Source organism: Streptomyces saintjeani (genome assembly GCF_055409605.1).
In genome coordinates this window covers 2336691-2361509 of the sequence record NZ_CP189624.1, presented here as the reverse complement: position 1 = coordinate 2361509, position 24819 = coordinate 2336691, and the positions used below count along the sequence as shown (strand labels likewise).

Below are 24819 nucleotides of genomic sequence, written 5' to 3'. Positions count from 1 at the left end.
CCGCGTGCGCGCCCTACCCCACCCGCACCCACACCGGCGCATGGTCCGACCCCGGCGCGTCCCGTCGTTCCCTCGGGTCCTCGTTCACCGACGGCAGCCGCAGCACCCCGTCGGCCGACGGGGTTCCGGTGTCGGCCTCGGTCACGCGGTGGACCAGCTGGTGGCTCAGGAGGATGTGGTCGATGAGTTCGCGGCGGCCGGAGTTGACGCGGGAGTAGCGCCGCTCGGCCGGGATCAGCGGCGCGACGTCCCACAGACGCGCACGGTCGCCCCTGTCCGGCAGGTTGTAGCCGGGTGTGCCTATCTCCGATCCGGGCGGGCCCAGCAGGACCTGGGTCGTGGCGGCCTGCACCTCGTCGTTGAGGTCGCCCACGACGGCGACGTCCCGCGCGCGGCCGTCGCCCGCGAGGAGGTCGTCGGCGAGGGCGCGCAGGGTGACCGCCTCGGAGGCGCGGCGGTACAGCGCGTACGCGCCGTAGCGGGCCCGTTCGCCCTCGTCGTGGGGGAAGAAACGGTTGCCCGGGTAGGTGAGGAGCTTGGACTTCAGGTGGGCCACCGCGAGGTGCAGGGCGCCGGTGCGGACCGCGAGGAGGCCGCGGCCCGTCGCGGAGACCGTCAGCCCGGAGTCGTCGACCTGGACGGGCCGCAGACCGTGCGGGAACGCGTTGACGTCCGCGACGACCTCCAGGGGCGTCCTGCTGATCACGCCGACGCGGATGCCGCGCCCGTCGGGGTGCTCGGAGAGCGCCGTGTGCCAGGTGCCGCCGATCACGCCCAGGAGGTCGTCCAGCGCGTCGGGGTCGCCGACCTCCTGGACGCCGAGGACGTCGGGTGCGAGGGCCTCGACCGTCTCGGCGAGGGAGGCCAGCTTCGTGTCGTAGGAGGCTTTGTCCTTGGGCCCGAACGGACCGCCGGGCCGGTAGAGGTTCTCCAGGTTCCAGGTGCCGAGGAGCATGACGGGGCTCCCTCCAGAGCGCGCTTCCAGGGCCCAAGGGTGCCGTCAGGGGAGGCCGCCGCGACAGGTGCCGGGACAGGATGCCCGCCACAGCTCACGCAGGCCGAGGACCCCGTCGTACGGTGTCAGGATGACGCCTTCCGCGGACCTCGTCATCTCGGGCTGTACGATTCTGGAACCGGGTCTCACCTTCCGTACGGACGCGACGGTCGTCGTACGGGACGGCCGTATCGAGTCGATCGGCGACGACCCGCCCGGGGAAGCCGCACACCGCATCGACGCGCGCGGGCAGATCGCGCTCCCCGGGCTGATCAACTGCCATACGCACGCGCCGATGGTCGCCCTGCGCGGACTCGCGGAGGACCTGCCGACCGAGGAGTGGTTCAACGGCGTCGTCTGGCCGGTCGAGTCGAACCTCACCGCGCGGGACGTCGAACTGGGCGCGCGCCTGGCCTGCGCCGAGATGATCCGCGCGGGCGTCACCTGCTTCGCCGACCACTACTTCGCGATGGACGCGGTCGCCGCCGTCGTCGAGGAGACCGGCATGCGCGCCCACCTCGGGCAGGCGTACTTCTCCTCCCAGGGGCCGAAGGGCCGCGAGGAGTCCCTGGAGTTCGCCCTGAGGCACCGCGAGGGGGCGGGCGGGCGGATCACCACCACCCTGGCCCCGCACGCCCCGTACACCGTCACGGAAGCCGATCTCGCGGCCACCGCGGCCCTCGCCCGGGAGCACGGACTCCCCGTCCACCTGCACGCCTCGGAGAACCGCGACCAGGCCGAGACGAGCCTCGCGCGCCACGGCGCCACCCCGATCGACGTCCTGGAGCGCACCGGGATCCTCGACACGGACATCCTGATCGCGCACGGCACCGGCATCCTCGACCGCGACCTCCCCGTCCTCGCCCGCGCGCGAGGACGCGTGTCCGTGGTGACCGCCCCACGCGGGTACCTCAAGTTCGCCTGGCCGACGACCACCCCCGTGCGCGCGCTGCGCGAGATCGGCGTACCCGTCGGACTCGCGACGGACGGCGCCGCCTCCAACAACTCCCTGGACGTCTGGGAGTCGATGGCCCTCACCGCGCTGGTGCAGAAGTCGACGACCGGCGACCCGCGCTGGCTGACGGCCCGCCAGGCACTCGACCACGCGGGCCCGCAGAGCGCCCGCGCCCTCGGGCTCGGCGACCGCATCGGCACCCTCGCCCCCGGGATGCGCGCCGACCTCGTCCTCGTCGACCTCACCGGCCCGCACACCCAGCCCGTCCACGACCTCGCCGCGACCCTCGTGCACAGCGCCCGCGCGTGCGACGTCCGGACGACGATCGTCGACGGCCGTGTCCTCATGCACGAGCGTCGACTCCTCACCGTCGACGTGCGGTCTGTCGTCACGGAGCTGACGGCCCGCCTGCCCGCCCTCACCGACCGTGCCCACGGGCGGCGTGTCCAGGACTACGACACCTGAACCGAGCGACACCGGCTATCCGCGCGACACCTGATGCGTGCGGTCCCAAAAATTTCTTCGCGGACGACGATGAGTTCCGCGCGGCCCTCCAGTCACCCCCTCCGACGGACCGTCGTACGTGAAGGGGTGGGCGATGTCGCTCCCGGAGATCGTCTCGCGCGAACAGTGGCGCGCGGCGCGCGAGGACCTGCTGGCGAAGGAGGAGGCGCTCGCCCGCGCGCGTGAGGCGCTCGGCGTGCAGCGGCGCCGGATGCCGATGGTCGAGGTCGACGCGGAGTACGTCTTCGAGGGCGGCGACGGCAAGGCGACCCTGCTCGACCTCTTCGCGGGACGCGCCCAACTCGTCGTCCACCACTTCATGTTCGCGCCCGAGTGGGAGACCGGCTGCCGGGGCTGCTCGGCCTTCCTCGACCAGGTCGGCCACCTCGCCCACCTCAAGGCGAGGGACACGGCGTTCGCGGTCGTCTCCAGAGCGCCGTACACGCGCGTCCTGCCGTTCAAGGCGCGGCTCGGCTGGACGGTGCCCTGGTACTCGTCCTACGACAGCGACTTCAACGCCGACTTCGAGGCGACCCGCGCGCGGCCCGACGGCGAACTCGTCGAACGGCAGGGCCTGAGCTGCTTCCTGCGGGACGCCGACCGCGTCTTCCACACGTACTCCGCCTTCGGGCGCGGACTCGACGGGCTCGGTACGGCGGCCGGGCTGCTCGACCTGACCGTGTGGGGACGGGGGCCCGAAACGGCCGTTCTCTATCACGACGAGTACGACTTCTGATCACTGTGCGTGCGGACGGTGTGTCAGGTAGGTCTCAGTACTGTCATACGCCGAGTCCTTCGGCCCCTGCGGAGCGTTCACTCCAGTACGAGCGACGGCCGGAAACGGACGGCCGTACGGGAGACGCTTCCTGGAGGACGACATGGTGAACGGGCGGACCGTGCTGGAACGGTTCCCCGCGGGCGGCCCGCGCGGGTCGTGGCCCGCGGAGGAGTTCGCGCGCGCGAGGCGTTCGGAAGGGCTGCCGGCGGAGGTCGTCATGGACCTCGCCGGTGACGCCTTCCTGGTGATCGTGCGGGGTCACTCCGGAGAGTGAGCGGGCAGCCGTACGGTGAACTGCTCGGCCTGGAGGGCGTACAGCTCGGCGTACACGCCCCCCGTCGCCAGGAGTTCGTCCGGGGTGCCCGACTCGACCAGCCGGCCCTGCTCCAGGACGTGCACGAGGTCGGCGTGGCGGACCGACGCCAGCCGGTGGGTGATCAGGACGACGGTCTGGCCGCTGTCGGCGAGCGCCCGGATCTTCTCGAACACTTCGAGCTCCGCGCGCGCGTCGAGCGCGGCCGTCGGCTCGTCCACGATCAGGATGCGCCCGCGCCGGTAGGCCGCCCGCGCGATGCCCAGCCGCTGCCACTGGCCGCCCGACAGCTCGTGACCGCCGCTGAACTGGCGCGCCAGCAGCGTGTCCAGACCGCGCGGGAGGTCCGCGACGACGTCCTGCGCGCCCGCCTGCGCGACGGACTCCGCGAGCCGCTCCTCGGTGAGCGGCGCGGCCGAGCGGCCGATCGCCACGTTCACCTTCGCCGTGAACGGCCAGCGCTTGAAGTCCTGCGCGACCATCGCGATCCGCTCCGCGAGCTGACGGCGGTCCGCGCCGGCCGCGTCCACGCCGTCCCACAGGACCCGCCCCGACTCCGGCCGGTACAGCCCGGCCAGCAGCTTCACCAGGGTCGTCTTGCCCGAGCCGTTCTCGCCGACCAGCGCGATGATGCGGCCCAGCGGCAGCGTGAGCGAGACGTCGTCCAGCGCCGGGCGGTGGTCCGGGGAGTCGTCGCCGGGGTAGCGGAAGGTGACGTTCTCGAAGCGGATCTCCCCCGGGTCCTCCGGGAGGTCCGTCCCGCCCGCCGGGATCGCCCGCTCGGCCGCCTCGACGTACAGCCGTTGCAGGTCGCCGACGAACAGGGCCTCCTCGTGGAGCTGGTTCACCTCCAGGACCAGCGTGTTCAGGCTCGCCGAGCCGCTGCGGATCGCGATCACGGCCGTCCCCGCGACCGACAGGGCCATCGCGCCGCCCAGCAGCAGGCCGCCCAGGGTCGCGTACGTCGCGACCGTCGCCAGGCCCGTCCACGCCGCCGCGATCAGCCCCGTACGGGCCGTCAGGCCGGCCAGCCGCGCCTGTTCCGCCTCCGCGGTCTCCGACATCGACCGGAAGTGGCGCAACAGGAACGGGCCGACGCCGTGCACACGGATCTCCGGGGCCGCCGCCGGTTCCGTCAGCAGGCTCGCGATCAGCTGTCCCGCGCGCGCGTGCTGCACCCACGTGTGGAACGACTCGTAGCGGCGCCTCGCGTTCGTCAGCGCGCTCCACGCGCTCGGCAGCGTCATCGTCAGCAGGAGCGGCAGCAGCACCGGGTGCAGGACCGTCAGGACGCCCGCCGCCGCGGCCAGCGAGATCACCGAGTTCACCACGCGCGTGCCGTAGCCGATCATCCTGCGCGCGGACTGGGCGCCGTACTGCGCCGTGTCCAGGAGCTTGTGGAAGGCGTGGTCCTCTATCGCGGCGAGTTCGACGGCCGCGGCGCGTTCCAGGTACAGCTCGGTCGCCACGCGCTCGACCTTCGGTTCCAGGCGGCCGGTCGCGTACGTCGACGCCGCGCGCAGGAGCGCGCTGACGAACAGCACCACGGCCATCGTGATCAGTGCGGGCGCGGCGTCGCGGACCCTCGCCTCGATCGGGCCCTGGGCGATGAGCCGGCTCAGGACGCTGTTCACCGCGAGCAGGCTCACCGCCTGGGCGGCGCCCCTCGCCAGCTCCGCCGCCACGACGATCTTCGCCGCGCGCGGGTCCGCCTGTCTGGCCAGCCTGAGGCTGACCGTCAGCAGTGAGGGGAGCCGGCTGAGCATCGAACGGAACCCCAGCTCCAGGAACGCGTCCCGGTGCTGGTTCCAGCCCATGTCGTAGCTCAGCGGGCCGCCGAACAGCAGCCGCTCCGAACCGGACACCTCGCGTTCCTCAGGCCCGCCTTTCCGCTGCCCGCGCGGTCTGCGCACGCTCTGCCTCCCCCGGGTGGCGGTTCCGCATATGCACGAAGGGCCACTATGGCGTGCGGGGGCGGGGCGGGGGAGGGCGCGCGGCGGGTGGTGCTTGTGCGCGGGCGTGCGCTGTGGGGTGGGGGAGGGGAGAGGGCTTGAGGCTGCGCCGGAACACGCAGCCTCAAGAGATCACGCGGCCCATGGGACGCGCCGCCCCGCTGTCTCGGAGCGTTACGCGCTGATCGGGCGCGACCACGTCGGTGTCGCCCCCGTCAGCCGGCACAGGGCCAGGTACAGCGGTATCGGCGGCGTGTACGGGACGGTCCCCGTCGGCCGGTTGATGAGCGTGAGGGTGTGCGGCGTGTCGGGCAGGACCGCCCCCGTCGCGTACTGCGCGGGCGCGGGCCACTCGACGGCGTAGTCGGAGTCCGCGGGGACGAGCCACCACCAGTGCGTGTCGTCGGCGTACACGCACCCCACGCGCGGGAGGCGCGGCATCAGGAGGGGGCCCAGACGCGCGGGTACGGCGACGGCGTCGCAGCCCAGCGGGACCGTCATGCCGTCGGGTACGGGCAGGCGCGCGGGGGCGCCGGGGGTGTGCGACAGATGGCGGCCGACTCGGACGAGCGTGTTCATGGTGAGCACCGGACCTTCGGCGGACGGGGCGCTCACGCCCTGCCCCGCTCCCGGCCCCGCTCGCCGGTGCCGGGAAGACCCGGTTGCGACGTCGCGGTGGCCGAACCGGGGTGCGAGCGCCAGCTGGTGGAATCGCCGTCAGGACTCTGGGCGTGCTGTCTGCCCGAACGGCTCGGATGCCCCGGAAGGGGATGGGGCTCGGGATGGGTGTGCGGCGGATGGTGCGGAAGCGGGGGCGCGGGGCGCTGCGCGTGCGCGGGATCCACGGAGGCACGCTGCTGAACCTGCGCGACGTGGGACGACGGGGCCGGCGCCTCGACGGCGTACCGCGAAGCCCCCGCCCGCTGAGCCACCACCCGCTCGTCGAGGTCCCCGCCCGCCCCCGTGGGAGCCGCTTTGCCGCTCTCGCCCTCGTGCGGGGCGGGCTCGTCGGAGGGGGTCGGTTTGGGGCGGGCGCCCCAGCCGAGGTCGTTGTGCGGGGCTGAGGCGCCCCGGGGGAGCTCGGCCCACACCAGGAGGCCGGGGCCGTGCTCCTGGGCGCCCCAGGCGCGGCACAGGGCGTCGACGAGGAGGAGGCCGCGGCCGTGTTCCTCCTCGGGGAGCTGGGGGGACGGGCGAGGCTCACCGGGCGCGCATCCTTCGTCACGCACCGCGATGCGCAGCGTCTCCGCGCCGTCCTGGAGCTCGCACACGACGACCCCGCCGGCCGTGTGCACGATCGCGTTGGTGACCAGCTCGGTGATGACCAGGGCGGCCGAGTCGCACGTGTCCTCGCACACCGCCCAGCCGGTCAGCCGGGCCCGCACCAGGCGTCTCGCCTGGGCCGGGGAACCCGGATGTGCGGCCAGCTCGAACTGGAACCTGCGCTCGGCAGAGGTCTGGTCAGAACCTGCTCCCGGCGCGGCACCGAGACCGGCGGGGCGGCCTGCGGCGGCGTCTGTTCCTAAAGGCGCGGACGGAATCACGCTTGCCACTATCGCCCCGCCGCGAACACTTGGCAAGTGTCACTCTGAAAATTGCAGAGTGCCGCGCGACGCAGTGGGACGCCGTGGCACACTGCTCGCAACAGCACGTAGAGCGGCGCCGATTGGGACACCGGAGGGCCGTCGCCCACGCACGGACGTACATCGCCGTACGCGCGCGTGGCGGCCGGACAGAACTCCGCGAGGTCTCCGAACGGCGCCGCAGGGCTGTCGGGAATCTTTCCGACCGGACAGCCCGTGTGGCCGCCGGACGGGCCGCCGTGCGGGTCAGGAGAAGAGTCGGGGACGTTCGTGGAGTTTCGTGGAGGTGGAGCGTGAGTGAGCCGCGGTCCGCGCCGACCGTGGGACAGGTGGTCCTCGGCCGACGCCTGCTGGATCTGCGGGAACGCGCCGGGCTCAAACGCGAGGAGGCCGCCAAGGTCCTGCGCGTCGCGCCCGCCACGATCCGCCGGATGGAGAACGCCGAGGTCGCGCTCAAGATCCCGTACCTGCAACTGCTCCTGAAGGCGTACGGCGTCGCGGGCGACGAGGCCGAGGGCTTCGTGCGGCTCGCCGAGGACGCCAACAGGCCCGGCTGGTGGCAGCGGTACCACGACGTCCTGCCCGGCTGGTTCTCCATGCACGTCAGCCTGGAGGGCGCCGCCGCCCTGATCCGCCAGTACGAGCCGCACTTCGTCCCCGGACTGCTCCAGACCGAGGACTACGCGCGCGGGGTGCTCGTCTCGGGCGCGATCGCGCGGACCCGGCCGGAAGACATCGACCGTCTCGTCGATCTGCGCATGCGCCGCCAGGAACTGCTCACTCGTCCCGACGCGCCCCGTATATGGGTCGTCATGGACGAGACGGTGCTGCGCCGCCCGGTCGGCGGCCCGGAGGTGATGCGTGCACAGATCGACAGGCTGCTCGACGCCGCGAAGCTGCCCAACGTGGTGCTTCAGATCGCTCCGTTCGCGAGCGGGCCGCATCCGGGTACGTACGGGCCCTTCGTGCTGTTCCGATTCGCCATGCCGGAGCTTCCGGACATGGTCTACAGCGAGTACTTGACCGGCGCGGTCTATCTCGACGCGCGCGAGGAGGTGGCGACACACCTTGAGGTCATGGACCGCATGGCGGCGCAGGCCGCTACGGCACATCGCACGAAGGAGATCCTCCGGGATCTCCGCAAGGAGCTGTAAATGAAGCGCATCTCGTCCTCTCCCGCCCCGCGGATCTACAACGGCATGCCCGCGCGGGAACTGGGCAACGAGGGCTGGCACAAGCCGTGGAGCGGCGGGAACGGGGGGAACTGCCTGGAGGCGATGAAGTTGGAGGACGGCCGGATCGCGCTGCGCCAGTCCACCGATCCGGACGGGCCCGCGCTGATCTACACCCCGGCCGAGATGACGGCGTTCATCGAGGGCGCGAAGGCGGGTGAGGCGGACTTCCTGCTCTCCTGAACATCTTGTTCACGGGTTCGGATCATGTTCGGTGACTTCTCTTCTTGTTTGCTTCTCGCACCTCTCTAAAGTTGACTGCTCGACCCACATTGATCAGTTATGACCGTATCGACCGCCCGCTAGGCGGGTGACCTACAGCGCACGACCCCATGCGGTACGGGGCGTCCACCGGGAACGGTGGCCGCCCTACGGCCCCGGCAGCACCGCGCACAGAGCCCCCAGCGCCCCCTCGTACGCGTGCTCCGACGGCGTGCCGTACCCGACCACGAGACCGTCGCCCAGAGATCCCTCCGCCGCCGGGTGCCGGAACCCGGCGAGGCCCTCCAGCGCGACCCCGCGCGCGGCAGCCGCCTCGACCGTCGCCCGCTCGGTGCCGTCCGGCAGCCGCAGCACCGCGTGGAGCCCCGCCGCGACCCCGCTGACCCGGATGTGCGGCGCCCGCTCGGCCAGCGCCGCGACGAGCCGGTCACGGCGCGCGCGGTACCGCTGCCGCATCCGGCGCACATGGCGGTCGTACGCCCCCGACACGACGAAATCGGCCAGCGCGAGCTGCTCGGGGACGCCCGACCATGCCTCCCGCTCGCCCTTCGCCTCGCGCACGGCGTCGACCAGGTGGCCCGGCAGCACCATCCAGCCCAGCCGCAGGGCCGGCGACAGGCTCTTGCTGACCGAGCCGACGTACACGACCCGCTCCGGGTCGAGCCCCTGGACGGCGCCGACGGGACGGCGGTCGTAGCGGAACTCGCCGTCGTAGTCGTCCTCCAGGACGATCGCCCCGCGCGCGCGTGCCCAGTCGACCACCGCCGCCCTGCGCTCCGGGTGCAGCGGGCCGCCGGTCGGGAACTGGTGGGCCGGGGTGAGCAGGACGGCCCGCTCCCGCCCCAGCACGTCCACGCGTGCGCCGTGGTCGTCCAGGGGCAGCGGTACGGTCCGTACGCCCGCGTCCGCGAGCAGGTCCTGGTGGAAGGCCAGCCCGTACGACTCGACGCCCACCGGGCCGCGCAGCACCCCGCCACCGCCCTGGCCGAACAGCAGCCGCAGCGCGTGCGCGAAGCCGGCGCAGACCACGATCCGGTCCGGCTCGGTGCGCACCCCGCGCACGCGTGCCAGGAACTCCGTGAGCGCCTCCCGCAGCTCCCGCCGCCCCGCCGGGTCCCCCGGCCCGAACGCGTCGCCCGGCGCGGCGTTCAGCGCCCGCCGGTAGGACGCCAGCCAGGCCGCGCGCGGGAACGACGAGGCGTCCGGCGTACCCGGCCGCAGGTCGTATCGCGGGCCACGCGCGCGTGGAGGGCCGCCGACCGCCGGTTTCCCGGCGTGTCGCAGGGGCTCCGTCCGGTCCGCCACGCGCGTGCCCGACCCCTGCCGCGCGGTCAGCCAGCCCTCGGCGACGAGTTCCGCGTACGCGTCCGCCACCGTGTTCCGCGCCACCCCGAGGTCGGCGGCCAGCGAACGGTACGGCGGCAGCCGGGTTCCCGGCGTGAGCCGGCCACTGCGTACGGCGTCCCGCAGCGCACCGGCGACAGCGGCCCGGCGCCCGCCCGGGCCCGACACGTCGAGGTGCAGGTCGGAGCCGATGCGCCGGGCAGAATTGACCCATGAACTCGCCATGGAAATGCACCCTACAGAGGGGCTTTGCGGGGCCTAGATTCGAGGCATGACGACGCAGACGACAGAGACGCTGACGGCCACCGACACCGGCATCACCGCCGCCGACATCGAGGCGGGTGTCGCCGCCGCAGAGACCGCCCGCACCCGGCTGGACTTCGCCACCGCCTCCCGCAAGACCTACCGCGCCATCGCGGCCCTCGGCATGGCCGCACGCGAGGGACTCGACCCCGCCCTCGTCGAACTCGTCCAGATCCGCGCCTCGCACCTCAACGGCTGCGCCTACTGCCTCCACATGCACACCAACGACGCCCGCAAGGCCGGTGAGCACGAGGACCGCCTCCACCTCGTCCCCCTCTGGCGCGAGGCCCGCCACTTCTACACCCCGAAGGAGCGCGCGGCCCTGGCCCTCACGGAGTCCCTGACCCTCCCTCAGGGAGGCGTCTCCGACGCCGTCTACACCGAGGCGGCCACCCACTTCGACGACCACGAACTCGCCCAGCTGATCGCCCTGATCTGCACGATCAACACGTGGAACCGGGTGGCCCTGGCGACGGGCAAGGTGGCGGGGACGGACGAACGCTGAACGCTCCGCGGGAGGGGCGGGGGCGGGCCTCGGCGAGGGGCCTGCGGCCGGCTTCCGCGCGGGCGTGCTGTTCGGCCTGCGGCGCGGGGGCTGGGCCGGTTTCCGTGCGGGATGTGCCGTCTGCTGTCGGTGCGGGACTCCGGTTGCCTTGCCGGTGGACCTGTCCGTTTCCGGTACAGCGCTCCGGTCGGCTTCCGCGCGGGCGCGCCGCCCACCCTCGGCACGCGGCCCCGGCCAGCCGCTTCTCACGGGCCTCGGCGGCCGTCGTACAGGCCCGGCGGGCCCTCGCTGGGTGACGCCGGCAGGGGCACGCGAGGGGACTCCGAGGCGGGTTTCGCGCGGGGAGCCTGACGGAGTTCCGTACGAGACCTCGGCAGCCCTTCGCGCGAGGTCCCGATGTGCACTCCCTGCCGCACGCGCCTGGCTGACCCGCGCCGGGCCCAGGGGAACCGATGCACAGGTCCCCGCCCTCACGGACGCTGCGCCCCCGACCGCACGAAACCCCCGCACGAGGCACCCGAAGCCCTGACTCCCGCCCGCCGGGCCGTCCGAGCAGGGGACGTCGCCGGGAGGCCCCCGCCTCGGCCGCACGGATGCCCCGGCTGCTGTACCGAGGCCCTGGTCCCGGGCCGGACAGAGCTCCGCCGGGCACGCCCCGCCGGTCTCACACGATCATCGGCCGGTCGTCCGGGCCGATCGGGGCCGGCAGGGTCGAGTTGCCCGTCAGGTAGCGGTCGACGGCCGCTGCCGCCGATCGGCCCTCCGCGATGGCCCAGACGATCAGTGACTGTCCGCGCGCGGCGTCGCCGGTGGCGAAGACGCCCGGGGCGTTCGTGGCGAAGTCGCGTCCGCGGGCGATCGTGCCGCGTGGGGTCAGGGACACGTTCAGCTGGTCGAGCAGGCCGTCCGAGAGGTCGGGGCCGGAGAAGCCCAGGGCCAGGAGGACGAGGTCGGCGGGGAGGGACCGGGAGGTGCCGTCCAGGGGGTTGCGGTGTTCGTCGACCTCGACGAGGTGGAGGGCGTTCACCCGGCCCGCCTCGTCGCCGGTGAAGTGGAGTGTGGACGCCGCGAAGAGGCGCGCGTCGGCGTGGGCGGAGGGTGCCGTGCCGAGTTCGGCCGCCTCCTCGTGCGCCGCGGAGAGGCGGTAGATCCTCGGGTACGTCGGCCACGGGTCGGCGTCGGGGTCGCGCTCGCCGTCGGGACGGCCGTAGATGTCCAGCTGCGTGACCGACGCGGCCCCTTGCCGTACCGCCGTCCCCAGGCAGTCCGCACCCGTATCACCTCCGCCCACGATCACCACGTGCCTGCCGGCGGCCGACAGCGGGGAGACCTCCGTATCTCCCTCGCACACCCGGTTGGCCGGCGGCAGGTACTCCATGGCCTGATGTATCCCCTCCAACTCCCGACCCGGCACCGAAAGTTCCCGCCACGCCGAAGCCCCCGTAGCGATCACCACCGCGTCGTACCGAGCCCGCAGCCGGTCCGCCGGAACGTCCCGCCCGACGACCGTGGATGTCCGGAACTTCGTCCCTTCGGCCCGCATCTGACCGATACGGCGCTCCAGGTGCCGCTTCTCCATCTTGAACTCGGGGATGCCGTACCGCATGAGTCCGCCGAGCCGGTCGTCCTTCTCGTACACGACGACCGTGTGCCCCGCGCGCGTCAGCTGCTGCGCGGCGGCGAGCCCGGCGGGCCCGGAGCCGATCACCGCGACCGTCCGCCCGGAGAGCCGGTCGGGCGGCCGGGGCGCCACCAGCCCCTCCTCCCAGGCCCGGTCCGCGATCGCGCACTCGACGTTCTTGATCGTCACGGCCGGCTGGTCGATCGCGAGCACGCACCCCGCCTCGCACGGCGCCGGACACAACCGGCCGGTGAACTCCGGGAAGTTGTTGGTCGCGTGCAGCCGCTCGCCCGCCGCCCGCCAGTCCGCCCGGGACACCAGGTCGTTCCACTCCGGGATCAGGTTCCCGAGCGGACAGGCGTCGTGACAGAACGGGATCCCACAGTCCATGCACCGGTCCGCCTGCGCGCCCACGATGGGCAGCAGCGCCCCGGGGACGTACACCTCGTCCCAGTCCCGCACCCGCTCCGCGACGGGCCTGCGCGGCCAGTCCTGACGGGGGGTGCGCATGAATCCCTTGGGGTCCGCCATGGCTGATGTCCTCGGGGGAGTCCGCACGTCCGCACCTGCGGCGGGCGCCGTACGCCGGCACGTACGACGGCACCTTTCCGCCACGATACGACGCCCCCGCCGCTCACGCAGAGCGGAAAGCTCAGGCCAACGCCAAGGCGTACGCGAGGGCCGCCGCGCCCGAGGCGACCGTCCTGACGTGGTTCCACATCGTCCACTCGCGCACGTACGCGGGCCAGTACGCGATCCCCTCCACCGACTCCGCGCCGAGCCCGAGCAGCCGCTCGTTGCGCGGCACGTTCGCCGTCACCGTCACCCCGAACGCGCCCACCAGGTACAGCCCGCTGCCCAGCAGCAGCTCCACCCGCCCCTGCTCCGGCCACAGCACGAACGTCACCACCGCGACCACCGCGCACACCGCCGCGGCCCCCAGAAACAGCCACATGAACACCGAGGTCAGCGCCGCCCGGTTGATCGCGTTCATCGCGGCCACCCCCTGCGCCGCCGGCAACGCCCCGAGCCCCCGCATGACCAGCACCGAGAACGCCGCGAACACGCCCGCCATGACACCGGTCACCAGCACCCCGGCCACCGCCATCGCCACGTACGGCCCGTCCACCATGAACGTCGAACCCCCTTTCGCCGCCGAGATCCTGCCCCACCAGCCCCGTCACCACAAGTGATGCCCGGCCGACATCGACGACACGCACGGCGACGGGCCTGGGCGACGGCGGGGCGGCTGCTGGGGCGGGCACCGGGGGCGGATCGGCGTGGGGAGTACGGCACGCGCGCGTACGGCACCGGAGCCAGCCACTTCTGGAGCTGGAGCGCGTAGTCGTTACGGCACGAGCGCGTACGGCACCGGAGCCCGAGGTGTGGGCGGCTCTGGCCGACGGGCAGTACGGCACGCGCGCGTACGGCGGACCGCCCCGGCCCCACGGCAAGCGTTCCCTCCCAGCGGACCGCGCGCGTACGGCACAGCGACACCGTCCGGCTCATCGGCGGGCTGTGGTCCACCCACGCGCACGCGTACACGTGCGGGGGAAGAAGCCACCCCGCGCGGACGCCGCCGGACGGGCCACCCCCGCGCGCACGCGTACGGCCTACGCCATCACGCGTGCCACCCCCACCGGCACCCAGACCGCCCCCCCGGCCCCCGCGCACAGTGGGCGCCACCACCTCGTCCACCAAGGCCACCGCGAGATCCCCGTACGTCAACCCGGGCGCCCCCGCGGGCACTTGGTCCCCTCCGATGACGTACTGCCCCTCGGCCGGACCCTCCGTCAGCTCGCCGCCCGGCGTCAGGACGGCCCAGTCCGTCCCGCCCCCGGCCGCCCGCAGCCGCGTCAGTCCGGCGGTGTGCGCCCGTGCGAACGGCAGGTGCTCCGGCGGGAACGCCGCCGGATCCTCCATCACGGGCCGCCCGTCCGGCCCGAGCAGATCCGCGAACAGTCCTACGGCGACCAGCCGCGGCACCCCCTCCGCCGCGAGCAGCGCATCGACGGCCCGCGCGAAGAAGTCCGGCTCGAAGCTCGCCGCGGCGTGTACGACGCCCCACCGGCCCGCCCGCCCGGCCAGCACCCCCTGCGGAGCGGTGACGTCCCCGCGTACGACCGTCACCCCGCTCTCCCCGAGCCCGGGATGCCGCGCCGGATCCCGTACCGCCCCGACCACCGCGAGGCCCCGCCGCAGCGCCTCCGCGCACACCGCGCGTCCGGCCCGTCCGCCGGCCCCGAAGACGACGATCCCGTCCATGTCTCTCGGCCTCCTCACCGGCGGCGCGTCTCGCCGCCCGGCCCGGAGCATGGACCATGAAGTGCCGGTCACCGCAACGGTATCGGCGCTAACCTCGACGGATGACCGACGCACTCCGCCCGGACATGTTCCATCCCGCCTGCCCCTCTGCCGACGTTCCGTTCAGGGTCGGAGGAAAGTGGTCAGGAATGGTCATCCGTTGTCTTGAGGGTGGCCCCCGCCGCTTCACCGAACTCCGCGTGCCGATCCGGGCCACCCCCAAGGTCCTCAGCGAGACCCTGCGCGCGATGGAACGCGACGGATACGTCACACGGACCGCGTACGACGAGAACCCGCCCCGCGTCGAGTACGCCCTCACGCCCCTCGGCCGCACCCTCCTGCCCTTCCTCGACGCGGCCCGGGCGTGGAGCGAGGCCCACCTCCCCGAAGCCTCGCCCCCCGCCGCCTCTGACGCATCATGACCACTGTGCGACTAGAAGCGATCACTTGGGACCGCCTCTCCGACCTCCTGGCGGAGCGGCTGTCCGATCTGAAACCGACAGACGGCGGCCCCTGGCCACGCATCGCCTTCGACGGTGCTCCGGCGGCCCGGCCCGGGGACCTCGCGGCGCGGGTCGCGGAGGGCCTGCGGGCGCGCGGCCGGCCCTCCCGCGTCGTCGACACCCACGGCTTCCTGCGCCCCGCGTCGCTCCGCTTCGAGTACGGCCACCACGACGTGGACGCCTACTACGACGGCTGGTTCGACACCCGCGCGCTGTGGCGCGAGGTCTTCGGCCCCCTCGAACCCGACGGTACCGGCCGTATCCTGCCCGACCTGTGGGACCCGGCGACCGACCGCGCGACCCGCAGCCCGTACGTCGAACTCCCGCCCGGCGGGCTCCTGTTGCTCCACGGCCCGCTCCTGCTGCGGCACTGGTTCCCCTTCGACCTCAGCGTCCACATCCACCTCTCCCCGGGCTCCCTGCGCCGCCGTACCCCGCAGGGCGAGCAGTGGACGCTGCCCGCCTTCGAACGGTACGAGCGGGAGACCGGCCCGGCGGCGAGCGCGGACGTCCTGGTGCGGGCCGACGATCCCCGGCACCCCGCGTGGAACGGCTGAGAGCGAACAAGCGAGGGAGAGTCGGCCGAAGCGCTGTTAGATGCGCGTGCATCTAAATAGGGTGTCGGTATGACGATCTCCTTCGACGACACCGTCCGCGCCCTCCTCGACGGCAAGAACTTCGCGTCCGTCGCGACCCTCGGCCCCGACGGCGCCCCGCACAACTCGGTGGTCTGGATGAAACGCGAGGACGACACCGTCCTGCTGAGCTCCCTGGACAACCGGCAGAAGGTGCGCAACCTGCGCCGCGACCCCCGCATCAGCCTCACGGTCTTCGACCTCGCGAACCCCTACGTCTCGGTCGAGATCCGGGGCCGCGCCGAGATCCTCCCGGACCCCGGGAAGCGGCTCCCGCACGACCTCTCGCACAGATACCTGGGCATCGACCCGCCCGCCGAGAAGGACGACGAGGCCAGGGTGATCATCCGGGTCGTTCCGGAGAAGGTCGTGGGGTTCTCGGCCTGAGGGGCTTCCCGGCGGGGGCGGGACGCCCGGCGTCGCCGGGTCCGCCTCGTGGACATGCGGCCCGCCCGATGCGCGGCAAGAATGTAGGGCGCCGGGACAGCGGCGCGTCCGCGCCGTGCCGGCCGCCCGGCCAGGGAGGCAGTCCATGACCACCGCCGGAGACATCATGCACCGGGGCGCCCAGTGGATCCCCATGCACGAGACCCTCGACCGCGCCGCCCAGCTGATGCGCGACCTCGACGTCGGGGCGCTGCCCATCAGCGACGGGAACGACCGGCTCTGCGGCATCCTCACGGACCGCGACATCGTCGTCGGCTGCGTCGCCATGGGGCACGACCCGGCCAAGGTGACCGCCGGTCAGATGGCCCAGGGCACGCCCCGCTGGATCGACGCCGGAGCCGACGTCGACGAGGTGCTGCGGGAGATGCAGGGGCACCGCATCCGCCGGCTCCCCGTGATCGAGAACAAGCGCCTCGTCGGCATGATCAGCGAGGCCGATCTCGCGCAGCACCTCACGGAGAGCCAGATCGCGTCGTGGGCGGAGAGCGTGTACGCCCGCGGCTGACCGGGCCCGCGCTTCCGGGGACGGGCGGATCGCCGGGTTCCCGGCCCGACCGGGTCACCCTGTGTCGCCGGTCGGGCCGGACCGCTCCGCGTCTCCGGACCGACCGGACCGACCCCGCTTCCGGCGTACCGGCCTGCCTCCGTCAGAGCCAGCCGTTGCGCCGGAAGCCCCGGTACAGGGCCAGGCACGCCGTCGCTATCACCCCTAGCACCAGCGGATACCCGAACTTCCAGCGCAGCTCCGGCATGTGGTCGAAGTTCATGCCGTAGATCCCGCACACCATCGTCGGCACGGCGATCACCGCCGCCCACGCGGTGATCTTCCGCATGTCCTCGTTCTGCGCGACCGTCACCTGCGCCAGATGCGCCTGGAGGATCGAGTTCAGGAGTTCGTCGAAGGCGGCGATCTGCTCGGTGACACGCTGTAGGTGGTCCGAGACGTCCCGGAAGTACGCCTGTATCTCCGGGTCGACCACCCGCACCGGACGGTCCGCGAGGTCCAGCAGCGGACGGCCCAGCGGCACCACCGCCCGCTTCAGCTCCAGCAGCTCACGCTTGAGCTGGTAGATCCGGCCCGGATCGGCTCGCGCGCCGTCCTCCGCGAAGACGTCCGTCTCCACCTGGTCGATGTCGGCCTGCATCGCGTCCGTGACGTGCAGGTAGTCGTCCACCACGTGGTCCGCGATCGCGTGCAGCACCGCCGAGGGGCCCTTGGCGAGCTGCGCGGTGTCCGCCTCCAGCTCCTCGCGCAGCGGGCCCAGCGAGCCGTGCCGCCCGTGCCGGACCGTGATCACGAAGTCGGGGCCGACGAACACCATGATCTCGCCGGTGTTGACGACCTCGCTGGTCGCCGTCAACTGCTCGTGCTCCACGTAGCAGACCGTCTTGAAGACCGCGAACAGCGTCTCCCCGTACCGCTCCACCTTCGGGCGCTGGTGCGCCTCCACCGCGTCCTCGACCGCCAGCGGGTGCAGGTCGAAGAGCTCGGCGATGCCCGCGAACTCGGCGTTCGTCGGCTCGTGCAGCCCCAGCCAGACGAAGCCGTGGCCCTGCTTGCGGACCCGCTCCACCGTCTCCACCAGATCGGCGCCGGAGGGCGCCCGGGCACCCTCCTTGTAGGTCACGCAGTTCACCACGGAGGAGCCCAGCGGCGAGCGCGCGTGATGGCTGAGATCGACCTTCGCGCGCCGCCGCGCCAGCCGGGCCACCCGGCGCAGGCCGCCGACCCCGCCCAGGCCGGTGACCTTCCGCAGATTTCCCGCCATGGTCATGTGGATCTCCTCGTCGGCTCCCCGTACGCCGCGTTTCCCGCGCTTGGCTGGTCAGTGTGCCAGGTCGGCGCAAGGGTCGGGTAAGCCTGTGGAAAACTCTGATTCCGCCCTGTTCCCCCCTGTGGACAACTCTGTTCCCCTGGTGCGGGAAGCCATGCGGGGAGCGGATTTCCGGCCGCGTCGCCCACATCCGGGAACCGGGGTAAATGGGATGATCCGATCATGACGCGAACCGACGGGTATCTCCTCGACAACCGGCGGGCCGAGGCGGGAGAGCGCTTCGACGCCTTCGCCACGCTCTTCGACCCCACCACCTTCCGCCACCTCGACGCGCTCGGCATCGGCCCCGGCTGGCGCTGCTGGGAGGTCGGCGCGGGCGGCACCTCCGTCGCCTCCTGGATCGCCAAGAAGGTCGGGCCCACCGGCCGGGTCCTCGCCACCGACATCGACACCACCCACCTCGCGCGCGCCGCGCGCCCGCCCATCGAGGTCCGCGTCCACGACGTCGGCGCCGAGGAGCCGCCGGGGGAGGGGTTCGACCTCGTCCACGCCAGGCTCGTACTCGTCCATGTCCCGGACCGCGAACGGGCGTTGCACTCCATGATCAAGGCTCTCCGCCCCGGCGGACGCCTGCTGATCGAGGACGCCGACCCTGCTCTCCAGCCCCTCCTCTGCCCCGACGAACACGGCCCCGCCCAGCAGTTGGCCAACCGTCTCCGCCACGCCTTCCGCACCCTCCTCGCCGAACGCGGCGCCGACCTCTCCTACGGCCGCCGCCTGCCCCGCCTCCTGCGCGACGCCGGCCTCCACCGCGTCGAGGCCGACGCGTACTTCCCCCTCGCCTCCCCCGCCTGCGCCGCCCTCGAATCCGCGACGATCCACCACCTCCGCACCGACCTCATCACCGCGGGCCTCGCGACGGACGAGGACATCGACCACCACCTCGCGAACGTGGCGACGGGGGAGATGGACCTGGCGACGGCACCGATGATCTCGGCGTGGGGGAGGAAGGGGTAGGACGGGCGCGAGGGGTGTCTTCGGGGAGGGGCGGGGCCGTTGGGGAGATCGTGGTGCGGGAACGGCGGAGAGCAGGCGCCGTGGGGAGGGCCAGTGCGGCGTCGCCCGTCGTATCCGCGCGTACAGCCACGTACGGATACGGCCCGGCACCTCGCCCGGCATTGCCGGACCGCCGAGGCTCACGCAGCCGGACAGGCAACGCGCCTTGCCGGACGGGAGTTGAGCGGGGTGCCGCGAGGAGTTGCCGGCCATGCCGGAAGGGCTGCTGAGCAGAGTGCCGCGGTGCGCTGCTCGACCTGCCGGACGGGGGCGTGGCGACAGGTCGGCGCGCGGGTGGGGCCGGGCTCGGGGGAGTGAGTGTCCGGTGGATACGTCCTGGTCGGCCCGCGCGCGGGGGCGGTGCGGGAGGCCGAGGAGGCCCAAGCCGCCGTCCGCTGGTCGGCACACGTACGGGGGCAGTGCGCCGAGCGAGGTTGCTGCGGGGGTGCTGATCCCTGATCGGCACGCGCGCGGGGGCCGTGGGGGAGCGAGGCTGTACTGCCGCCTGCCGCCTGCCGCCTGCCGCCTGCCGCCTGCCGCCTGCCGCCTGCCGCCTGTGCGGCGCGTGCGCGTGCGCGTGTGTGTCCGACGGCACCCGCGGTCTACGCTCCGGGCTCTCACCGTCCTCCTCCGACGGCCCCTGACCCCCGGCCCCCGGTCCACGCTCCGCGCCCCCGCCACCCCTCCGCCCGGCGAACACCGGGAAGCTCCCAGCTCCTCGTACCGCCCCCTCACCCCCGCCCCGGCGGCCGAGCGCCCACCACCTCCACCGCGCGTGCGCCTGCGCGGCACCCCTCCGCCGCTGCGGCCTCCAGGGAGGCACCCGTCGTCAGGGTCGCGAGGAAAGCGCCGGTGAACGCGTCGCCCGCGCCGGTGGTGTCGTGGGGCTGTGCGGGCACCGCGGGTACGCGCGCGAGGAGGGAACCGGCACGGGCCACCAGGGCGCCGTACGGGCCGTCCTTGGCGATCACCAGGGGGATACGGCGGCTGAGTTCGACCGCCGCGTCGGCCGTGTCCCGCAGGCCGGTCAGGAGGCACGCCTCGTCGCGGCTGGGGAGCAGTACGTCGATGCCGTCGACGAGTTCCAGGAACCGTTCGGCGCCCAGCTCCTTGAGGAAACCGGCCGAGGCGGGATCGAGGCTCACCGGCACTCCCCGCGCGCGGGCGCACGCGAGGACGACGCGGACCAGCGCGCGTCCGTCGGCGGAGAACAGCAGGTACCCCGAGAGGTGCACCCGTACGACGCCGTCGAGCAACTCGTCCGACCAGTCCCCGGGCGCCAGCCGCAACGCCGCGCCGCTGTCCGTGAGGAACGTCCGCTCGGCCGCCGCACCGGAGTCGACCAGACAGATGACCGTCCCGGTCGGGGCCTCCGGATCGACGACCAGGTACGGCCGTACCCCGCACCCCACCAGCTCCCGCTCGTGCCACCCCGCCTCGGCCACCCCGACCCGCCCCAGCAGCCGTACATCCCCGCACCCCCAATGGGCCGCCCAACACGCCACATTGGCCCCCGCCCCACCCGGCAGCCGCCGCACGACAGCAGCGGTGTCGGTCCCCACGTCCAACGGCCCCCGATACCGCGCAACCACATCGGTGACAACGTCCCCGACAACCAACAGCCCACCGAAACCGTCCGCCGAAGCCCCCGACCCCGCCCCACCGCGCCCACCGCCGCCCCGCCTCCTCAATCCCCCGCCCAAGCAGCCGCGATGCGCCCGGCGAGCCGCACATTGCCGCGTACGGCCGCCAGGTTGGCCTCCAGGGACGTCCCGTCGGTGTGGCGGACGAGGTAGGAGAGGAGGAAGGGGGTGACGGCCTGGCCGGTGATGTTCTCGGCCTCGCACGCCTGGAGCGCGTCGGCGAGTACGCGCGCGTGGAGGCCCGGTTCCAGCTGCTGTTCCTCGGGGACGGGGTTGGCGACGATGAGGGCGGACTCCGGGCCGGCGAGAAGGTCCTGCGCCCGCATCACCTCGGCGACCTCACCGGGCGTACGGAGCGTCCACTCCACGGGGTGACCGGAGTCGGACAGGTAGAAGCCGGGGAAGCGGTCCGTGCCGTACCCGGCGACGGCCACGCCGAGCGTCTCCAGGCGCTGGAGCGTCGCGGGGACGTCGAGGATGGACTTGACGCCCGCGCACACGACGGTGATCCGCGTGCGCGCGAGGAGCCCGAGGTCGGCGGACTCGTCCTGCGTGAGGGTCCACTCCCGGTGCACCCCGCCGAGCCCACCGGTCGCGAACACCCGCACACCGGCCAGCGCGGCGAGCTGCGCGGTCGCGGAGACGGTCGTCGCCCCGCTCGCGCCGGAGGCCACCGCGAGCGGCAGGTCACGATGGCCCAGCTTGCGGATGCCGTCACTGTCGGCGATCCGCTCCAGCTGCTTCTCGTCGAGCCCCACGCGCGGCTGCCCGTCCAGCACGGCGACGGTCGCCGGTACGGCACCCTCCGCGCGGACGACGGCCTCCAGCTCGCGCGCCACCTGGAGGTTGCGCGGCCGGGGCAGCCCGTGCGCGATGATCGTCGACTCCAGTGCCACGACGGGCCTGCGCGCGGCGAGCGCCTCCCGTACCTCTTCCGACACCATCAGCACCATGGGCCCGCCTCCTGTCGGTCGTTCTCCCCTTCATCTCTGGCGATCGTTCTGGCCGGTCAAACTCTTGCGGCCTGTGGGAGACACCACCAGCCTGGGGTGCATGACGGACAACTCCGCACGTCTCGACCACGTCGTGCTCTGGGTACGCGACCCCGTCGCCTCCGCCGGCTTCTACGCGCGCGCGGTGGGCCTCGACCCCGTACGGCTCCCCGAGTTCACGGCGGGCGAGGTCCCGTTCCCCTCCGTGCGGGTCAACGACGACACCCTTCTCGACCTGATGCCCCTCACCCTCGCGCCCGACATGCGCATGCTCCCCGACTCCGCGGCCAGCGCCGGCCACCCCGTCAACCACGTCTGCCTGGCCCTCCCGGCGCCCGCCTACGACGCTCTGCGCGCCCGCCTGGAGTCCCTCGACGTCCCCACCTCCCCCGTCGCCCACGGCTCCTTCGGGGCCCGCGGGAAGGCCCCGCGCAGCTTCTACTTCCGCGACCCCGACGGAAACGTGGTGGAGGCACGGCACTACGACTGACGGCCCCCTGCCCGCACCACCGGCGCCTCACCTCAGAACAACGGCTCCGGCAGCACCCCCTCCAGCGCCAGCAGCCGCCGCTTGGTCTCCAGCCCGCCCCCGAACCCCCCGATCCCGCCGCCGCTCTCCACGACCCGGTGGCAAGGCACCACGACCGGCAGCGGGTTGGACCCCATCGCCGCCCCCACCGCCTGCGCGGCCTCCGGCCGGCCGACGCGCCGCGCGAGGTCGCCGTACCCGACAACCGCCCCGTACGGCACACCGGCCGCCAGCTCGCGCAGCACGCGCCGGTTGAAGCCGGAGATCAGCGACCAGTCCAGCGGCAGCGCGAAGTCCCGGCGCCGCCCGGCGAAGTACTCCTCGACCTGGCGTACCGCCTCGGCCAGCACGGGCGAGCCGGGCGCCGCCTCGGGAACCGCCCCCAACCGGTCCCCGAGCCGCTCCAGCGCCCGCTCCCGCACCGCGTCCGTCGCGTGGAACACGATGTTGACCAGCCCCTGACCGGTCGCCGCCAGCAGCAGCGGCCCGATCCCGCTGTCCACGACGGTCCACACGACCCGCTGCCCGAACTCCCCGTCACCGCTCATGCCCCCACCGTACGACCCGCCACTGACAACGCCCCCGGGACGCCGGCAGCCCCCGCGCTCTACGGCAGCGAGTCCCGCACCACGTCCGGCTTGTTCGTGATGATCCCGTCCACCCCGTACCCGGCGGCCTTGCGCGCGTTGACGGCGTCGTCCACCGTCCAGACGTACATCTGGAGCCGCCGGTGGTGCGGCCCCCGCAGCGCGTGCACGGCGGAGACGTACGCGCTCGTCACCGTCGTGTGCGAGGGATTGATCAGATCGGCGAACCGCGCGTAGGACGGCAGATCGGCCACGGCGGGCGTACCGAGGAACCCGGTGCGGACGGCCGGCCTGAGGCCGTGCACCGTACGGATGCTCGCGGCGTCGAAGCTCTGGACGATCAGACGGCTGGTCAGATGCCAGGGATCGAGCCACCCCTCGTTGCCGAGCACCTTGATGATCTGCTGCTCGATACCGGGATAGAGCTGCGGATTCTTGATCTCCAGGAGGAGTTTCTGCCGGTGGGTGTCGAGGCGGTTCACGAACTGCTTCAACGTCGGCACCCGCTGACCCGCGAACGCGGGCCCGAACCAACTCCCCGCGTCGAGCTGGGCGATCTCCGCCGCGGTGAAGTCCTTCACTTTCCACGGCGCCCGGCCCGGGAAGATCTTGGCCGCATTGGTGGTGCGCCTGAGCGTGTCGTCGTGGATCACCACGAGTTCGCCGTCCTTTGTCCGCTGGACGTCGTTCTCGACCCAGGCGACCTCCATTTCGGCCGCTTTGTCGACGGCGGCCAGCGTGTTCTCGGGCGCCTGCGCGGAGGCGCCCCGGTGGGCCACGACGACGGGTGCGGGACGGGCTGCCGCGCTCGCGTCCGGCGCTTGCGCCAAGAGGACCGCGGCGGTGCCCAGAAGAGCGGTGGAGGTAACGGCGGCTACACGCGCGTGCATGACGACTCCTCGCTTCCTGTGATCACGTCGGGATTCACTGTGACATCACAGGGGCGGCGTAGGAGGAGACCGCGGATGGCCACAGAATGAATGGAGACAGCCGCACGTGCTCACCACGGGCGCACAAGTGGGGCAAGGGCGTGTTTCTTTGCCGGAAAATCGTTCGACCATTCCGGTGGGGGTCATACTCTCTGCGTCAACCCTGACCGCTCGGCGGTCCTGGGAAGGGGCGCATTCCAGGGAAAATCAATCAACAGGGCGGAAGGGCAACCCCGCATGCAAGGCACGGTCGACGGATTCAGCTACGGACTCGTCACCCCGATGGTGGCCTACTTCATGGCCTGCCTCGGCGGTGCCCTCGGTCTGCGCTGTACGACCAGAGCCCTGCTCGTCTCCCACTCCTGGCGCCCCGGCTGGCTCGCCCTCGGCTCGGCGGCGATCGGCTCCGGCATCTGGACGATGCACTTCGTCGCGATGATGGGATTCACCGTCCAGGGTGCACCCATCCGGTACGACAAACCCCTCACGTACACGAGCCTCGGTGTCGCGATCCTCATGGTCGGCGTCGGGATCTTCATCGTCGGCTACAAGGGGGCCTCGGGAACCGCGCTGTTCACCGGAGGGACGATCACCGGCCTCGGCATCGCCTCCATGCACTACCTGGGCATGGCCGGTATGCAGCTCAACGGGCGCCTGGAGTACAACACGTTCACCGTCGCGGCGTCCGTCGCGATCGCCATGGGGGCCGCGACAGCGGCGCTGTGGGCCGCCGGACAGGTCAGAGGCTTCCTCTGGAGCGTGGGCGCGAGCCTCGTCATGGGCCTCGCCGTCACCGGTATGCACTACACCGGCATGGCCGCCCTCAGCGTCCACACGCACCCCGGCGACACCACCTCCGGCGACTCGCCCGCCTCCCTGCTCGCCCCGATGCTGATCGGCCCCCTCGCGTTCCTCGCGCTCGCGGCCGTCGTCGTCGTGTTCGACCCGCTGATGGTCATGGGCAGACCCGCCGTACCGCCCGTCGAGCACAAACCCGGCGTCCCCGCGCACCCGGCCGGCCACCACACCGGCCGCCGCCCCAGCGTCCGGGCCCGCCGCACCGCCCGCCGCGAGGTCCGTGAACCGCAGCGCCGCTGACATGGAAAACCCCTG

The 24819-nt window shown here is 72.8% G+C and carries 26 protein-coding genes; 13 read left to right on the top strand and 13 right to left on the bottom strand.

Going from position 1 to position 24819, the window contains the following annotated elements:
* Window positions 1-13: 13 nt before the first annotated feature.
* On the bottom strand, window positions 14-955 hold the full coding sequence (locus ACQCO7_RS10520) for an endonuclease/exonuclease/phosphatase family protein (RefSeq protein ID WP_464071568.1): 942 nt from the start codon (window positions 953-955) through the stop codon (window positions 14-16).
* A 130-nt stretch (window positions 956-1085) separates the two neighbouring features.
* On the opposite strand from ACQCO7_RS10520, the gene ACQCO7_RS10515 reads away from it, so the two are divergent.
* The 3 genes from ACQCO7_RS10515 (at window position 1086) to ACQCO7_RS10505 (ending at window position 3505) form a co-directional block, all read left to right on the top strand.
* Window positions 1086-2414 carry an amidohydrolase gene (locus ACQCO7_RS10515; RefSeq protein WP_464071567.1) on the top strand — a complete coding sequence of 443 codons (1329 nt, stop codon included), beginning with the start codon at window positions 1086-1088 and terminating at the stop codon, window positions 2412-2414.
* 133 nt (window positions 2415-2547) lie between these two features.
* Window positions 2548-3189: a DUF899 domain-containing protein gene (locus tag ACQCO7_RS10510; RefSeq protein WP_464071566.1), complete on the top strand. Its 642-nt coding sequence runs from the start codon at window positions 2548-2550 to the stop codon at window positions 3187-3189.
* Window positions 3190-3331: 142 nt separating this feature from the next.
* Entirely contained in the window at window positions 3332-3505 is a 174-nt protein-coding gene (locus tag ACQCO7_RS10505; protein ID WP_010352523.1) for a hypothetical protein, read from the top strand.
* Here ACQCO7_RS10505 and ACQCO7_RS10500 read toward each other — a convergent pair.
* The 3 genes from ACQCO7_RS10500 to ACQCO7_RS10490 form a co-directional block, all read right to left on the bottom strand.
* Window positions 3490-5361 (bottom strand): ABC transporter ATP-binding protein, encoded by a 1872-nt coding sequence (locus ACQCO7_RS10500; protein WP_464077189.1) that lies wholly within the window; start codon window positions 5359-5361, stop codon window positions 3490-3492. The two genes, ACQCO7_RS10505 and ACQCO7_RS10500, sit on opposite strands and share 16 nt — an antisense overlap.
* Before the next feature lie 309 nt (window positions 5362-5670).
* Window positions 5671-6075 (bottom strand): hypothetical protein, encoded by a 405-nt coding sequence (locus ACQCO7_RS10495; RefSeq protein ID WP_050369994.1) that lies wholly within the window; start codon window positions 6073-6075, stop codon window positions 5671-5673.
* A 32-nt stretch (window positions 6076-6107) separates the two neighbouring features.
* A complete protein-coding gene (locus tag ACQCO7_RS10490; RefSeq protein ID WP_464071565.1) occupies window positions 6108-6881 on the bottom strand; it encodes an ATP-binding protein in 774 nt (257 codons plus the stop codon).
* A gap of 491 nt (window positions 6882-7372) precedes the next feature.
* On the opposite strand from ACQCO7_RS10490, the gene ACQCO7_RS10485 reads away from it, so the two are divergent.
* A complete protein-coding gene (locus tag ACQCO7_RS10485) occupies window positions 7373-8233 on the top strand; it encodes a helix-turn-helix domain-containing protein (protein ID WP_050369890.1) in 861 nt (286 codons plus the stop codon).
* Entirely contained in the window at window positions 8234-8494 is a 261-nt protein-coding gene (locus ACQCO7_RS10480; protein ID WP_010352518.1) for a DUF397 domain-containing protein, read from the top strand.
* Window positions 8495-8680: 186 nt separating this feature from the next.
* Here the strand turns inward: ACQCO7_RS10480 and pdxR are convergent, their stop codons facing one another.
* Complete coding sequence (pdxR, locus tag ACQCO7_RS10475; RefSeq protein ID WP_464071564.1) at window positions 8681-10102, bottom strand: MocR-like pyridoxine biosynthesis transcription factor PdxR; 1422 nt, start codon at window positions 10100-10102, stop codon at window positions 8681-8683.
* Between the two features lie 46 nt (window positions 10103-10148).
* Here pdxR and ACQCO7_RS10470 point away from each other — a divergent pair, with 46 nt between their 5' ends.
* Window positions 10149-10685 (top strand): carboxymuconolactone decarboxylase family protein, encoded by a 537-nt coding sequence (locus ACQCO7_RS10470; protein ID WP_464071563.1) that lies wholly within the window; start codon window positions 10149-10151, stop codon window positions 10683-10685.
* Between the two features lie 664 nt (window positions 10686-11349).
* Here ACQCO7_RS10470 and ACQCO7_RS10465 read toward each other — a convergent pair.
* The 3 genes from ACQCO7_RS10465 to ACQCO7_RS10455 form a co-directional block, all read right to left on the bottom strand.
* Window positions 11350-12837: a glutamate synthase subunit beta gene (locus ACQCO7_RS10465; protein WP_464071562.1), complete on the bottom strand. Its 1488-nt coding sequence runs from the start codon at window positions 12835-12837 to the stop codon at window positions 11350-11352.
* 121 nt (window positions 12838-12958) lie between these two features.
* Window positions 12959-13438 carry an anthrone oxygenase family protein gene (locus ACQCO7_RS10460; RefSeq protein ID WP_464071561.1) on the bottom strand — a complete coding sequence of 160 codons (480 nt, stop codon included), beginning with the start codon at window positions 13436-13438 and terminating at the stop codon, window positions 12959-12961.
* On the bottom strand, window positions 13390-14571 hold the full coding sequence (locus ACQCO7_RS10455) for an NAD(P)-dependent oxidoreductase (protein ID WP_464071560.1): 1182 nt from the start codon (window positions 14569-14571) through the stop codon (window positions 13390-13392). The genes ACQCO7_RS10460 and ACQCO7_RS10455 overlap by 49 nt, the downstream gene beginning before the upstream one ends.
* 101 nt (window positions 14572-14672) lie before the next feature.
* Here ACQCO7_RS10455 and ACQCO7_RS10450 point away from each other — a divergent pair, with 101 nt between their 5' ends.
* The 4 genes from ACQCO7_RS10450 (at window position 14673) to ACQCO7_RS10435 (ending at window position 16700) form a co-directional block, all read left to right on the top strand.
* Window positions 14673-15032, top strand: coding sequence for a winged helix-turn-helix transcriptional regulator (locus ACQCO7_RS10450; RefSeq protein WP_464071559.1), 360 nt, complete (start codon window positions 14673-14675; stop codon window positions 15030-15032).
* Entirely contained in the window at window positions 15029-15670 is a 642-nt protein-coding gene (locus ACQCO7_RS10445) for a nucleoside/nucleotide kinase family protein (RefSeq protein WP_464071558.1), read from the top strand. The genes ACQCO7_RS10450 and ACQCO7_RS10445 overlap by 4 nt, the downstream gene beginning before the upstream one ends.
* A gap of 69 nt (window positions 15671-15739) precedes the next feature.
* Complete coding sequence (locus ACQCO7_RS10440) at window positions 15740-16135, top strand: PPOX class F420-dependent oxidoreductase (protein ID WP_464071557.1); 396 nt, start codon at window positions 15740-15742, stop codon at window positions 16133-16135.
* A gap of 145 nt (window positions 16136-16280) precedes the next feature.
* On the top strand, window positions 16281-16700 hold the full coding sequence (locus ACQCO7_RS10435) for a CBS domain-containing protein (protein WP_464071556.1): 420 nt from the start codon (window positions 16281-16283) through the stop codon (window positions 16698-16700).
* A gap of 142 nt (window positions 16701-16842) precedes the next feature.
* Here ACQCO7_RS10435 and ACQCO7_RS10430 read toward each other — a convergent pair whose 3' ends face one another.
* Window positions 16843-17970 carry a magnesium and cobalt transport protein CorA gene (locus tag ACQCO7_RS10430; RefSeq protein WP_464071555.1) on the bottom strand — a complete coding sequence of 376 codons (1128 nt, stop codon included), beginning with the start codon at window positions 17968-17970 and terminating at the stop codon, window positions 16843-16845.
* A 222-nt stretch (window positions 17971-18192) separates the two neighbouring features.
* Between ACQCO7_RS10430 and ACQCO7_RS10425 the strand changes: the two genes are divergently transcribed.
* Window positions 18193-18987 carry a methyltransferase domain-containing protein gene (locus ACQCO7_RS10425; RefSeq protein ID WP_464071554.1) on the top strand — a complete coding sequence of 265 codons (795 nt, stop codon included), beginning with the start codon at window positions 18193-18195 and terminating at the stop codon, window positions 18985-18987.
* A 770-nt stretch (window positions 18988-19757) separates the two neighbouring features.
* On the opposite strand, the gene ACQCO7_RS10420 is transcribed toward ACQCO7_RS10425, so the two are convergent.
* Together ACQCO7_RS10420 and ACQCO7_RS10415 are read right to left on the bottom strand one after the other, a co-directional pair.
* On the bottom strand, window positions 19758-20648 hold the full coding sequence (locus tag ACQCO7_RS10420) for a carbohydrate kinase family protein (protein WP_464077188.1): 891 nt from the start codon (window positions 20646-20648) through the stop codon (window positions 19758-19760).
* 65 nt (window positions 20649-20713) lie between these two features.
* Window positions 20714-21622, bottom strand: a complete 909-nt coding sequence (locus ACQCO7_RS10415) for a pseudouridine-5'-phosphate glycosidase (protein ID WP_464071553.1) — start codon at window positions 21620-21622, stop codon at window positions 20714-20716.
* 100 nt (window positions 21623-21722) lie between these two features.
* Between ACQCO7_RS10415 and ACQCO7_RS10410 the strand changes: the two genes are divergently transcribed.
* Window positions 21723-22151 (top strand): VOC family protein, encoded by a 429-nt coding sequence (locus ACQCO7_RS10410; RefSeq protein ID WP_464071552.1) that lies wholly within the window; start codon window positions 21723-21725, stop codon window positions 22149-22151.
* A 32-nt stretch (window positions 22152-22183) separates the two neighbouring features.
* Here the strand turns inward: ACQCO7_RS10410 and ACQCO7_RS10405 are convergent, their stop codons facing one another.
* Together ACQCO7_RS10405 and ACQCO7_RS10400 are read right to left on the bottom strand one after the other, a co-directional pair.
* Complete coding sequence (locus tag ACQCO7_RS10405) at window positions 22184-22738, bottom strand: methylated-DNA--[protein]-cysteine S-methyltransferase (RefSeq protein WP_464071551.1); 555 nt, start codon at window positions 22736-22738, stop codon at window positions 22184-22186.
* 59 nt (window positions 22739-22797) lie between these two features.
* A complete protein-coding gene (locus tag ACQCO7_RS10400; RefSeq protein WP_464071550.1) occupies window positions 22798-23667 on the bottom strand; it encodes a glycerophosphodiester phosphodiesterase in 870 nt (289 codons plus the stop codon).
* 276 nt (window positions 23668-23943) lie between these two features.
* Here ACQCO7_RS10400 and ACQCO7_RS10395 point away from each other — a divergent pair, with 276 nt between their 5' ends.
* Window positions 23944-24804, top strand: a complete 861-nt coding sequence (locus ACQCO7_RS10395; protein ID WP_010352500.1) for an MHYT domain-containing protein — start codon at window positions 23944-23946, stop codon at window positions 24802-24804.
* Window positions 24805-24819 lie beyond the last annotated feature (15 nt).